The sequence below is a fragment of the Erythrobacter sp. AP23 genome (genome assembly GCF_001542855.1).
In the GTDB taxonomy this organism is placed as follows: Bacteria; Pseudomonadota; Alphaproteobacteria; order Sphingomonadales; family Sphingomonadaceae; genus Qipengyuania.
On sequence record NZ_LNBY01000018.1, the window covers coordinates 280,500 to 293,566 of the forward strand.

Sequence of the window (13,067 nt, forward strand, 5' to 3'; positions counted from 1 at the left end):
AAATTTATACCGCCCGGCGCTTGTCTGGAAGCGCGCGGGCTCATCGCTGATAGTATTGATACTTTCGAGGATCAGCCTGATCCTGGAACGGTTTTCGCTCTTGCTCGGTCCGCGCCTTCTCCAAGGCGCGGAGGCGCTCCGCATTCTCAGGTTTCTTTAAAGCTTCCGCAATAGCCTTGAGTTTGGTCCTCTGGTGTTGATCAAGACGCCTGTAGGTATCTTGATCGAGCTTGATGCTCGCGGCGCGGGCCTCGGCCATCAGAATAAGCCTGCGTCCATCGGGTTCACTCAAAGCGCGTTCAAGTGCGTCTCGCCCTGCCGAGATCTGCGCGGCAAGACTATTCTGTCTTGCGCGGGCGGAATGCTGCCACCGCGGACCGGAGATGCCATGCTCGCTCATCGCCCGTTCCAGCGCGGCAGCTTCAAGAAGTGTGTCGTCTGCGCTAAGGCGGACCTCGAACATCTTCTTCTCGGTATATTGAATGCTTCGCAGTGAAGGCGCCACAGCCTCTAGGTCCGCCGGGGTAGGCGCAAGCGCGACCTCGCCAAATTGGGAGGGCCGTCTCAGGAGTTCGTTTTGCGCATGCCGAAGCCCCTTGTTGCGCGCCTGCTCGCGGAATGCCTGATAGGCACCATCTGCCTGGACAAAGCTGCGGCGGAACAACGCAAGGCTCTGTTCGGTGTGGTGTCCCCCGTCAGCACCTATGGCACAGATTGGCGGTTGTGATTTAAGGAGGATTTGGGCTTCGTCGTAGTGACGAAGGAACGAAGATGAAGCCCAAATCCTCAAGGTCCAAATCGCCTGCCGAGCAGGTGGTGAAGGACATCCGCCGCAAGACCCGTCGGCATTTCTCTGCAGAAGACAAGATCCGGATCGTGCTCGATGGCCTGCGCGGTGATGACTCCATCGCCGAGCTGTGTCGCCGCGAAGGGATCGCCCAGAGCTTGTATTACACCTGGTCCAAGGAGTTCATGGAAGCCGGCAAGCGTCGCCTGGCTGGCGATACTGCGCGTGCTGCGACCACGGACGAGGTGAAGGATTTGCGCCGTGAGGCACGCGATCTGAAGGAGTGTGTGGCCGATCTCACTTTGGAGAACCGGCTGCTCAAAAAAAGCATGATCGCGGATGGGGGTGACGACGAATGAGGTATCCCGCATCCGAGAAGCTCGAGATTATCAGGATCGTCGAGCAGTCGCATCTGCCTGCCAAGCGCACGCTGGATCAGCTCGGTGTGGCTAGGCGCACCTTCTACCGCTGGTACGATCGCTTCCTCGAGGGCGGGCCCGAGGCGCTTCAGGACCGCCCTTCAGCGCCGAGCCGGGTGTGGAACCGCATCGGAGACGATATCCAGCAGCAGATCGTCGAGATGGCACTGGAGCAGACCGAGCTGTCCCCGCGCGAGCTGGCCGTGCGCTTCACCGACGAGAAGCGCTACTTCGTGTCGGAAGCCACGGTCTATCGCCTCCTGAAGGCCCACGACCTCATCACCAGCCCGGCCTACACGGTGATCAAGGCGGCAGAGGCGTTCCACACCCAGACCACCCAGCCCAACGAGATGTGGCAGACGGACTTCACCTACTTCAAGATCATCGGGTGGGGCTGGGTCTACCTCTCGACTGTGCTCGACGACTACTCACGCTACATCATCGCCTGGAAGCTCTGCACGACGATGAAGGCTGAGGACGTCACCGAGACGCTCGACATGGCACTGACCGCCTCAGGCTGCGACCATGCCAATGTCCTGCACAGGCCGCGCCTGCTCAGTGACAACGGTCCCAGTTACATCGCCGGAGAACTGGCCAGCTATCTCGAAGGCAAGGCCATGGATCATATACGCGGTGCGCCCTTCCATCCGCAGACCCAGGGCAAGATCGAGCGGTGGCACCAGACGCTGAAGAACCGCGTCCTGCTGGAGAACTACTTCCTGCCTGGCGATCTCGAACAGCAGATCAAGGCCTTCGCCGAGCACTACAACCATCAGCGCTACCACGAGAGCCTGAAAAACGTGACGCCTGCCGATGCCTACTTCGGCAGGGCAACCGCCATCATCGAACGAAGAGAAAGGATCAAGCGACAGACACTCGAACATCGGCGCTTGCAACACCGCAGGCTCGCCGCCTAAACATCAAACCCAGACAAGGCCCACACTCCGTAAGCCTACGCCGCGAGTTGTGCCAAATGTTCTGACGACGGACAATCGCGGAATTCAAGCTGTTTGAGCTCGTCCGGCCTGAGCCCGGTATTGGCCGCGAAAAGTACAAAGTCGTGCAACTGCTCCGCATGCCACCGATAGTGCGGACGCTGCGGGTCCGCCGCGTTGGATCGCGTGGCCTGATACAATAGCTTATATTCGTTTGGCGTAAACCAGGGTCGATGTTCGACCTTGGTTTGGCGACGGTAAGGATCTGAAAGATCTGGGACGTGTTCGATCCATCCGTGACGGTAGGCGGTCTTCAGCACCATGCTCAGCGTTACGACTTCGTTGTGAAGTGTGTTGCGCGCAGGCGGCTTCCACTCCTTCTCGTCATCGTTCCAGCCTTCCGGCTTAGTCATCCGCTTCACACGGTATTCCTGAGCGGTGCCGGAGGTGATGCTCTTAACGGGCATCTTTTCGAAGTGAGGTAGTAAATGAAGCCTGATCCGGTCTTTGTGGCCCTGCACCCACTTGGGGCTGCGCCGGCCACGGGTGATCGCTTCGTACTCTTTTCAAATTGCTTTGCGGCCTGAGCAAAGGTTTTGCCGGACTCGAGCTCGCCAAATCTCTTTTTGGCGCAGAGCTCCAGATACCAATCTTCGGCAACGTCTTTGGCGCGACCGAGGCTGCGCAGCTTCGTGCTTTTGCGCCACTCCTTGCCGTCGAGGTATGTGGAGCAGTGCCAGTTACCGCCGTCCGCACGGCGGTAGAGGCGGACCTTGTCACCTAAGATTCGATGTATTTCCAAAGCGCCTCCCTTTGTGTGCGTTTGTGTGAGCGCTGTGCGACTCCATTTTAGTGTATCACGGGGGAGTTTTGAGCGTCAAATGCGTGCCGCAGACAAAGAAAAAACCCCTATGAAAAAAATGGTTTAATCATTTTGTCGGTTGGTTGCGGGGGCAGGATTTGAACCTGCGACCTTCAGGTTATGAGGCTTGCCCCGCGGCGAATACTTGACCGAGCTGCAAAGACCCCGTTCGCGAACGGCCGTCATGACGCGGGTGTATCGCCGTGTCCGCAGAAACTCGTCGAAGATAAACCGGACGATCTCAGCTTCTGGCTCGTCGACCTTTAACCCCTGAGGAGTGGCAACATAGCCGAATGGCGGCAAACCACCGTGCATTTTCCCGTGCCGCTTGCGCGTGCGGATGCTGTCGCGCACCCTTTCCGCGATAAGCTCGCGTTCGAACTGGGAGAAGGTAAGCAGCACATTGAGGATCATCAGGCCCATACTGTCGGAAGTATCAAAGGCCTGTGAGATGGAGACCAGAGCTATGTTAAGGCGATCGAAGATCTCGATCATCCTAACGAAATCGGCAAGGCTACCGGTCAGCCGGTCGATCTTGTACACCACGACAACGTCGATTTCTCCTGCTTCGATATGCTGCATGAGCTGCGAGAGCGCAGGGCGATCCATTCCGCTCCCCGAATGGCCGCCATCGTCGTATCGGTTGGGCAGCTCGACCCAACCCTTGTACTGCTGACTCTTGACATAGGCGCTACTGATTTCGCGCTGCGTAACCAGTGAATTGACATCATGTTCGAGGCGCTGGTTAGTGCTCTTGCGGGTGTAAATTGCGCACCGTTTCAACGGTGCGATAGCTTCGATATCCATGGGCAAACTCCGAAATTCCTTCGAAACATCGCCCCGTTGCGATCGGCGGAGAAGGTCTAAGCGCCGGATGTGGAGAATTATGCGGCTATATGAAGAGCAAGGGCATCTCGCGCCTGACCGCTCCCCTTGGAGCGATCAGCCATCGACCTTCAGCCTAAGTCGATTGCCAGCATTGCAAGGTCTGCTCTTGTCTTTTTACCCAAACGCGGACTGATAGTTTTCTGCCGAGTATCTGGCATGGAAAAGGCGGCCCGTCCCGATTGGGACGGACCGCCCGCCGAGTGACCTGGACCTGTCAGGAGGGGTCAGGCAGCCTGCTCGGCAATTTCGTCAGTTGCTTCGGCGTTCACCGCCTCGTCTCCTTCGTGGTCGGCCAATTCGACTTCTTCCGAACCGGCGAAACGCATGCTCGAAGGCACCCAGGCCTGCGCTCGTTCCTTGATATCTGCCTCGCCGATGAAGTTGCCCGAGAAAATGCGTTCGGCAGCGCTCGCGAGTTCTGCCTTCTTCGACGCAGCGTAGCGACTGACCATTTCGGGACCACCAGCGGCATCGAGCGCTTCGAGCGTGCGGGTCTTGGCAACACGGTCGAAGTAGTTGGCAGCCGTAGGACGCCACCAATGCGCGGTCTCGATTTCGAGCAGCGAGCCGAGCGCCTCGTGCATCGGCACCGAACGCTCGCCTTCGCAGGCAAGACTGGCAACGAGTGCACGCGAGACGACATGACCAAGCCAGGCCGAGCGCGCCTCGTCGGTAAGCGCCCGGAACCTGGCAAACCGCTCGACATCGCTCTCGCCAGCACGCCAGCTTTCATCGAGCGACCCCGCGAATTCGGCCAAAGCAGCACTCGCCGGCGCATCCTTGGCCTCAAACCCGGTGACCGGGCCGGACGCTACCGATCCGACAAGCGTCGACGCTTTCTTGGCGCGCCAGTCGTGCCCATCGGCATCGGCGAGCGTGAAGACCATGAAGTCGAGTGCCAGTGCCGGATCGTTTGCGAGATGGATCGCGAGGATGTCGCGGCGCTGCATCGCGAGCTCGTCGAGCAGGCGCTGGGACAGCGAGCTCCCTTTAGGCTTCGCCGCTCCGCTCTCCTCGACGGCCTCGACCACACATTCGTCAGCGATGACTTCGGTCTCGGTGTAGTATTGCTGGACCAATGTCGGCTCGCCATTTCGCGAGAGGACTAGGAAGGCGCCAGCTTCGGATTTCAGCTCGTCGGCGAGTACCGGCGGCCGATCATTGATCGCGCGCATGGCGCGGTCGATTACCACGAGTTCCTGTTCGGCCTTGGCGACCTCATCCTCGTCGCTGTCCTCGTCTTCGAGCACAGCGGCGACGCGGTCGTAGTCGGCCTCGAGCTCGCCAAGTTCCTTCGCTTCCTGTTCGGTCATCGGCGCAGGCTCGCAAGGCAGACGGCTCAGACCTTCAACAAGGTCGTGGCTGACGTAATTGCCAAGGGTCGGCCGAATCCAGGCAAGTCCATATTCGAGCGCGGTCTTTTCTGCGGCTTCGTCCATGGCCTTGTGCGCTAGGTCCTCGAGCAGCGCGACGTCGATCCAGCTCTCGCTGGCATCATCGTCGAACAGTTCGCGCTCGATCCGGCCACCTGCGGCGATATAGGCATCGCGTCCGACGAGAACAGCACGCGGATCGGAACCGCGCACCGTGGCATCGAGCACCATGCGGCGGATCGTGTCGGGCGTGATCTGGTACCAGGCGTCCTGCAGTTCGGCATAGACATGCGCCTGGCGCTCCACGTCGGAGATCGCGCCGTAGGCCTTGGCCATGTCGAGCGTGATCGTGCCTTCGGCGAGCGCTTCGAAGACGCAAGGCGCGAGACTTGCAAGGCGCAGACGTCCTTCGACGAACCGGACAGTGAGGCCGAAGCGGCGCGCCACGTTTTCCGTGGTAGCCCCTGCCTCGATGATGGAGGCGAAGGCCTGCGCCTCGTCGGCGGGGTTCATCGCGAGGCGCTGGAAGTTCTCGGCAAGACTTGCTTCGCGCACTTCGCTTTCCTCGCCTTCGATAACGAGGCAAGTGACTTCGTGCGTGTCAGGCAAGGTGCCCTCTTCGGCCAGCGCCTGCAGCGCGGTGAGACGGCGACCGCCGGCCTCGACCTCGAACTTGCCGCGCTTTCCTTTGCGCACGACGAGGTTCTGCAGCAGGCCGCGCGCAGCAATGTCTGCCCGCAACTGGAGGTCGGCCAGCACGTCGCTCGACTTGCGAACGTTGCGCGGACTCGGGACGAGCTTCTTCAAGGGAATTGACTGGATCATGGGTGTTCTCCTGATAGGATGCAGGCGCAGGTGAGGATCACGAGGCCCACAAGCCCAAAGGGCTCCCTCCACTCTCATTCTGAGATTGGGGTCTGCCCGAGGGATCAGGCGGCAAGCGCGGGGAGGACCGACGAGGCTGCGGAGACTGGCACGAACAGCCGCGTGCGGTATCGGATAATCTCGGTGAAGCAGCCCTTGTTCTTGTACCAGTCGAGCCGATCGGGCGAGAAGCCAGTCAGTTCGAGGCGCTGTTCGCCGCCGACCAACGAGCGCTTCACGGTAAGTGGATCATGGCTTGCGAGGCCCAGCGGTTTTCCGCTTGCGAGGACGAGGTCGCCGATCTGCTCTGCCGATGGTCCGGTAACCCCGGACAGGCCAAAGGTTTTGGAAATCGCAAAGAGATCAACATCGAGCACTTCACGTCCGATGATCGACTGGCCGTCCTCGGCAACGAGCCGGGTGACCCGGACATGATCGCCAGACAGGCGCTTCCAGACCGGGAGCAGCAGCCCGGTAGCGAGATGGACGCGCTCGGTCACCGGTGAAGCGCCAGCCTCTTCTTCCTCGGCACGCCAGGCGCTCGTGAACGCGGTGACGCCAGTTTCTTCCCAGTGGCTTTCACCCAGTGCCTCAAGCGTCCAGTTCGCGGACTTGAGCGGTCGCAGCAGGCGCCGACGTTCGATCACCTCCCCGTCGTCGGCGATGAGACGCCGGGCTGGTATCGACAGCGCGACCTTGCCCGAGCGCGCATTGCGCATCGGGATTGCGTGCGGGCTGCCAATCTCGTGCATCCGTAGCAGGCGCTGCAGGCGCAGAGGCCGCAGGTGCCTCGTCACTTCGAGCGAGACGAGGCGGGTTTCCGCTCCGGTCACGGGGTCGGTGCGCAGGAGTTCATCGGCGAGGACCGTGAAACGATCGACCTTCACGGTTTCCAGTCCCTGATCGAGCGTTCCGGCCTCGCGCGCGGCTTCGATCCGCGCTTCGACGAGGCCAAGATATTCATCGAAGATGGCGTTCTGGAGCGCGATCGGCAGCGCGAGGATGCGGTTGAGCCAGCGCTGGATCGTGGGGAGATTGTCGGTCAGTCCCCCATCTGGGTTTTCGAGACGGAGGCCCGTTCGCTCGACGAAGTGGCCGAAAGTGGTGGCTTCGAGCTTGCCGTCATAGAGCAGCTGGAACCAGCGGCTGAGCGCGTCGCGCGCATAATCGCTTTCGAGATTGTCGGCCGGGTCGAACAGGTTCTGTCCGCCGGTCTGGCGCTGGCCGCGCGTAAGCGCGCCCAAAGCGTCGAGCCTTCGCGCAATAGTCGAGATGAACCGGCGCTCGCCCTTCACATCTGTGGTGACCGGGCGGAACAGCGGGGCTGAGGCCTGATTGGTGCGGTTCGTGCGACCAAGGCCCTGGATGGCGTTGTCGGCGCGCCATCCCGGTTCAAGCAGGAAGTGAACCCGGCGCTGCTGGTTCCTGGCGCCCAAGTCGGCATGATAGGAACGCCCCGTGCCGCCCGCATCCGAGAAGACCAGGATGCGCTTGGTCCCTTCCATGAAGGTTTGCGCTTCGGCGACATTGGCGCTGGGGCTACGCCGTTCGAGGCGCTGCTCACCATCGCGGCCGAGGACAAGCCTGCGGGTCCGGCCCGTGACTTCGGCCACGGCGTCGGTTCCGAAATGTTCGATAATCGCATCGAGCGCAGTGGCGATGGGCGGCAGTGCGCAAAGCTGTTCGATCAGCGCATCGCGCGCAGCAATGGCGCGCGGGCAGAAAACGGGATTGCCCTCTCCGTCGCTCATCGCCTCGGAGCGAAGATTGCCGTCCTCGTCGGCGAAGACCTGCATCAATCGTATCGGGAAGCTCTTCGTAAGGTAGTCGATGACGTATTCACGCGGGGACAGATCGATATCGAGAGCTTCGCGTTCTTCCACGGTAAGGTCGGCAAGGCGCCGGTCGAGCATGGCCTCGGCGGTCGAGACCAGCTGCACGACAACCGAATGCTCTTCGCCAAGCGCTACTTCCATCGCGGGGATCAGGCTCGGCAATTTCATCGAAAGCAGGAGCTGGGCAAAGAAGCGCTGCTTGGTGCCTTCGAAGATCGATAGCGCCGCAGCCTTGGCATTGCGGTTGAGCGTGTCGCCGCTGTCCTCGTCGACCACGCGGGTTGCTTCGAGCGCAGCTTCGAGGTTGCGGTGAATGATCGCCCAGGCATCAGCATAGGCATCATAGATTTTTATCTGCGCTTCGGTCAGGCTGTGTTCGAGGATCTCGTACTCGACCCCGGCGAAGGACAGCGCACGGGCAAGATAGAGACCCTGGGCCTTGAGATCACGGGCGACGAGCTCCATCGCCGCGACGCCGCCAGCGCGGATCTCGGTCATGAATGCCTCGTGGGTCGGAAAGGCGGTCTCGGGTCCCCAAAGGCCGAGGCGGGAAGTGTAACCGAGGTTGGCGATATCCGAAGCGCCAGTGGCAGACGCGTAGAGCACGCGGGCGCGTGGGAGATGGTTTTGCAACCTGAGGCCCGCCATGCCCTGTTCGGAGCCCTTGACCTTGCCGCGGGTTGAAGAGCCCCCAAGCGCATTGGCCATCGCGTGGGCTTCGTCAAAGGCGATCACACCGTCGAAATCCTCGCCCGCCCAGGCAAGGATCTGGTCGAGCCGCGTATCCTCGGCGCGGCCCGAGCGCAGCGTTGGATAGGTGACGAAGAGAATGCCTTCGGACATCGTTACGGGCTGGCCGAGTTTCCAGCGCGAGAGCGGCTGGAGATCGAGCGGCAGCCCGCCAAGCGCCTCCCAGTCGCGGCGTGCATCTTCGAGCAGCGCCTCGTTCTTGGTGATCCAGACATGTCGGCGCTCGCCTGCGAGCCAGCGATCCATGATGACCGCGGCGATCTGCCGTCCTTTGCCCGCTCCGGTTCCGTCGCCGAGGAAGAAGCCTTGGCGGTAGGAGTGTCCGTCCTCGGAGAGTTCCAGCGAGGTGCCTTCCTGGCTCACCTTGAACTGACCCGGAAGATCGCGCGCAAATGCCTGGGCAGCGTAGACCAGTGTCTCGCATTGCGCTTCGGACAGCAGGCCATCGGCCTGCCAACATGCGGGAAGGCGCGGGCAAACATCGGGCTGCGGTGCCGCGACCGAACCCATGGCGACCGATTCCACGAGCGGGGTGGGATGGGCCGGAGCGCCTTCGAACGCGATGCGGCTGGGCCGGTAAGGCAGGTAGATGCCTGCCTGTTCGGGCACAGGCGCGGGGTCGGCGAGGACCGAATAGGCAAGGTCGATCGCATTCGCCGTGGCTGCTGGTGTCGCGGCGAACGGCGCCACCGGCCGAACCGGCGCGCTTTGGGCCGAAGTCTTGCCAACGAGGCGCACTGGCTTGCCGAGCGGCAGGCGGTGGATGTTGGCGGAGGTCTGTATGCGTGGCGGAAGCGCAGTGATAAGCTCGTGGAGCGAGATGAGGTCGGCAGTATCTCCGGTGATCGCAGGCGAGGACGCAGTCGGCGTCTTGTCGAACACAACCAGGCGAACAGCGATCCCCGTCCCTGTCCGGCGAAACATCTGCTGCAGGCGAACATCGAGGAGCAGCGATGCTTCGTCCTGTTCCTTGGCGAAGGCGGAGGCGTCGAAGCCTTCAGGCATAATGGCGACGATCCTCGCCCGATTAGCAGCGGCCCGGATTGCACCGCGTAGGTGACGCATAGCGGTCTCACCGTCCTTGCCGCGTTCCAGGCTGTGAGCGAACGGCGGGTTCATCAGCACGGCAGACGGAACAGGGCCGCGAAGCAAGTCGGCGATCAGTTCCCCGTCATGCGCAGTGATGGTGGCCGTGGGGAAGACGTGGGCCAGACCGTCTCGTCTTGCCGGATCGATCTCGTTGAGGAGCAGCGAAGCGTTCTGGACGCTGCCCCAAAGAGCAAGGGCACCATTGCCTGCGGACGGTTCGAGGAGCGTGTCTTGCGCGCAGCCAGCTGCGGCCTTCGCCATCAGCCAGGCCAGCATTGGCGGGGTCGAGAACTGCTGGAGCTCGACCTGTGCTTCGCTGCGCACATGCCGCGGCGGAAAGGCAGCTTGGAGCCAGTCGAACCGCGCTTCGGCTTCATGCACGTTCGTCGCCAGATCGATCCGTGAGGACTCTCGCAACCAGAGCAGTGCGCCGATCTCGACCGCGTTATTGTAGTCAGCGATGGTCCAGGCGCTTCCCCAGTCCAAAGATCCAGTCTCCTCGGCGAACAGCCCGGAAATGTCGGTACGGGTAAGATGACGTCCCGAAGCAAGAAGCGCGGCAACTCGGGTGCCGATGGCATAGGCCAAGGGCATGGACGGCAACTGCTCGCCGGCGGGAAACAGGTCTGATTGAAACATGGCAATTCGTCCTCCTGATGGGGGCATCGGGACACGCCCTCTGCCGGATCAGGAATTCGAGAAGCTCTCTCTCCTCTACCGCGCCGCTTTGCGGCGCAGCCATGCTGTAAGTTCATCGTTCCAGTCGGTGTCGCGTGAGGATGGTTTGCGAACGTGGATCGTCCGCCCATCGCGGGCATAAGCGGCCAGGCCACGCGACGCAGCCAGCTCGCCGCCAGCATCGTGATCGACGAAGAGGTGAAGCTCGGTCACGCTCTCAGGCACGCTGACGAGACCGAAGCGCTCATTGCCCAGGGTCGCCCAGACGGGGATGCCGGTAAGAGCATAAGCCGACATTGCGCTCTCGATCCCTTCAGCAAGGCCGAGCAGGCCGGAGGCCGGAGCGAAGAGACGAACAGCAGCTTCACCGAGCGCGCCAAGCGCGCGCTTCGGCTTGTCGAAATCAGCCTTGGCATCGCCCGAAAGGAAAGTGCGATGGATGGCGATCGGCCCCTCGTCGAGGTTGACCGCCGCAATCATCGCCGGCAAAAAGCGGGTTCGTCCTTTCGGACCAAGCGGCGTTCGTGAATGGAAGCGGAGCGCCGGAGATGCGGCAAGGATGCCGCGGCTCTCCAGATATGCCTTTGCCGGGCTGGCACGCAGTGGCTGTGCATCGCGCCAGATCCTCAGCGCTGCCGCCGAGGGTTTGCGCGTTCTGGTCTGCTCGGGACCTTCGGTAGTCGCAGAAGCTGAAAAGAGCGCCGGTGCCTCGAAACCTTCACGCGCCAATGCAGACAATACGCTCTGCTGATCACATCCCGCAAAGCAATGGAAAAGGATAGCCTGTCGACCGAGCGACACACCGAGTGACGGCGTGCGGTCATCATGCGCGGGGCAACAGGCCATGCCCTTTGTGCCGGACCATTTGCCCCCTCGCGATTCGCAAATGCGACGGGCGGTCTCGGCAAGCGACCGGTTGGGATGAGTTTGGACAGACAGGGACATGCGAGCTCCTCAGCATGCAAAGTAGCCCCCTCATCAGCGCTCCTCTCCTCTCCCAAAGGCAGGCGTTCGCCGCTTTCCTACAGGGATATGTTCTATCTATGTTCTCTTTCGATTCGAATCAATGGAGCACAAGTCGAGATGACCTCCCTCAATCGTCTGACTGCGATAGCGGTCGCCTGTCTGGGGATGATCGCGACCTCCTCACAGCAGGTCCGCGCCCAGGATTTCACTTTGTTCGAGCACGCGATCGTTCCACCAAAGACGGACCAGCAGCCGGCAAGGCAATATCTACCTGCAATCTACCAAACAGGGCCAGCAGACGTATCCTACCGGGAAGGCCTGTATATGGCGGCAATAGCCGAGGCCGAGCGCCGTTACGGGCTTCCGACCAATCTGCTTCGTGCTCTCATCTGGGCTGAGTCCCGCTTCAATCCGATGGCTGTGAGTCCAGCCGGTGCTGCCGGGCTTGCTCAGCTTATGCCAGCCACGGCGCGAGAACTGGGCGTCCGGAACCGTCATGACCCTCTTGCATCGATCGACGGTGGCGCCAGGTACCTTCGCGACATGTTGGACCGGTTCGACGCGGTCCACCTGGCCTTGGCTGCTTACAATGCGGGCCCAGGTGCCGTCTCCCGATCACGCGGCATTCCCAACAATGGTGAAACGCCGCAATATGTCCGGTCTGTGTTGGGACGTTGGCAAGCAATTGGTACGTACAATTGACGAAACTACCTGATTTCCGGCTATTGTCTGAAATCATGTGCCGGAATGAAGACGGACAACGCCAGTGAATGAGACCCCCGGTGAGCCGTTCGACTTTCGCAAGGCGTTGAAGGCACAGAAGCGCCGGAAGCTGAGAAAGGAGATCGCGTTGGGTTTGGGAGCATTCGCGATCGTATTTGCTGGAGGGATGCTGGCACTCAACTGGTCAGTCCATGATGCCAGCCTTGCTAACGACGATCAGCAGCCTCAGGCTTTATTCCAGCAAGCAAGCTCCCCACAATTCGACATCTGCGGATCCGTCCGGCGCACATGCGTCGTGGATGGAGATACTTTCTGGCTTGATGGCGTGAAAATCCGGATTGCCGACATCGACACTCCCGAGATCAGCGAGCCTCGTTGCGACTATGAATACCAGCTCGGCATGCGCGCGACGCACCGCCTTGTCGAATTGCTGAATGGCGGGCCCTTTGAACTGAGGACCATCGGTAGCAGAGACGAGGATCAGTACGGTCGCAAATTGCGGGTTGTAACGCGCGGCGGCCGCTCGCTTGGCGATCAGCTGGTCAGCGAAGGCCTGGCGCGAACCTGGACCGGGAGACGTGAACCATGGTGCTGAACCGCGATCAGGAATTGTGGGCCGTCGCGCTCTGGGTCGAAAAGAACCATGGCGGAGAGGGAACCGCGTATATCGCGCAGCAAATCCAGCGGCTATCCAACGAAGGGGACGAGGCTGGCATAGCAACGTGGAAGACTGTTGCTGAACGGTTCGATCAGCTTAGCTGCCAAAGCTCTACGAACTGAGGCTCGGCACGATGCGGAAGTGGCTTAAGGTCTGGGGCATCAGAATTGAGTTCGCCTTGCTCGCGTCAGTGTCCCTGATAGGGCTGGTCCTGAGCCTTCAATCCTGCACTGGCTGAGA

At 61.2% G+C, this 13,067-nt stretch carries 9 protein-coding genes and 1 pseudogene; 4 read left to right on the plus strand and 6 right to left on the minus strand.

The genetic code is table 11. From position 1 onward, the window contains the following. Positions 1-40: 40 nt before the first annotated feature. On the minus strand, positions 41-664 hold the full coding sequence (locus tag ASS64_RS14320) for a hypothetical protein (RefSeq protein ID WP_067695897.1): 624 nt from the start codon (positions 662-664) through the stop codon (positions 41-43). Between the two features lie 107 nt (positions 665-771). Between ASS64_RS14320 and ASS64_RS14330 the strand changes: the two are divergent. After that, positions 772-2,123 (plus strand): annotated as a pseudogene (locus ASS64_RS14330) (IS3 family transposase). 35 nt (positions 2,124-2,158) lie between these two features. Here the strand turns inward: ASS64_RS14330 and ASS64_RS14335 are convergent. From ASS64_RS14335 to ASS64_RS16495, 5 genes are all read right to left on the minus strand, one after another. After that, the gene (locus ASS64_RS14335) at positions 2,159-2,608 is read right to left on the minus strand and encodes a hypothetical protein (protein ID WP_067695907.1); all 450 of its coding nucleotides are present in this window, start codon (positions 2,606-2,608) and stop codon (positions 2,159-2,161) included. 458 nt (positions 2,609-3,066) lie between these two features. Next, positions 3,067-3,810, minus strand: a complete 744-nt coding sequence (locus ASS64_RS14345) for a recombinase family protein (RefSeq protein ID WP_067695913.1) — start codon at positions 3,808-3,810, stop codon at positions 3,067-3,069. A gap of 305 nt (positions 3,811-4,115) precedes the next feature. Beyond that, positions 4,116-6,089 carry a ParB/RepB/Spo0J family partition protein gene (locus tag ASS64_RS14350; RefSeq protein ID WP_067695916.1) on the minus strand — a complete coding sequence of 658 codons (1,974 nt, stop codon included), beginning with the start codon at positions 6,087-6,089 and terminating at the stop codon, positions 4,116-4,118. Between the two features lie 104 nt (positions 6,090-6,193). Next, positions 6,194-10,441: a strawberry notch family protein gene (locus ASS64_RS14355; RefSeq protein WP_067695919.1), complete on the minus strand. Its 4,248-nt coding sequence runs from the start codon at positions 10,439-10,441 to the stop codon at positions 6,194-6,196. 75 nt (positions 10,442-10,516) lie between these two features. Continuing rightward, positions 10,517-11,425 (minus strand): toprim domain-containing protein, encoded by a 909-nt coding sequence (locus tag ASS64_RS16495; protein ID WP_153038146.1) that lies wholly within the window; start codon positions 11,423-11,425, stop codon positions 10,517-10,519. Positions 11,426-11,563: 138 nt separating this feature from the next. On the opposite strand from ASS64_RS16495, the gene ASS64_RS14365 reads away from it, so the two are divergent. The 3 genes from ASS64_RS14365 to ASS64_RS14375 all read left to right on the plus strand — a co-directional run bounded on the left by ASS64_RS14365 (position 11,564) and on the right by ASS64_RS14375 (position 12,949). After that, complete coding sequence (locus tag ASS64_RS14365) at positions 11,564-12,148, plus strand: lytic transglycosylase domain-containing protein (protein ID WP_063506971.1); 585 nt, start codon at positions 11,564-11,566, stop codon at positions 12,146-12,148. A gap of 64 nt (positions 12,149-12,212) precedes the next feature. After that, entirely contained in the window at positions 12,213-12,764 is a 552-nt protein-coding gene (locus tag ASS64_RS16875) for a thermonuclease family protein (RefSeq protein WP_197458270.1), read from the plus strand. Continuing rightward, the gene (locus ASS64_RS14375) at positions 12,755-12,949 is read left to right on the plus strand and encodes a hypothetical protein (protein WP_067695924.1); all 195 of its coding nucleotides are present in this window, start codon (positions 12,755-12,757) and stop codon (positions 12,947-12,949) included. The genes ASS64_RS16875 and ASS64_RS14375 overlap by 10 nt, the downstream gene beginning before the upstream one ends. Positions 12,950-13,067: the final 118 nt, after the last annotated feature.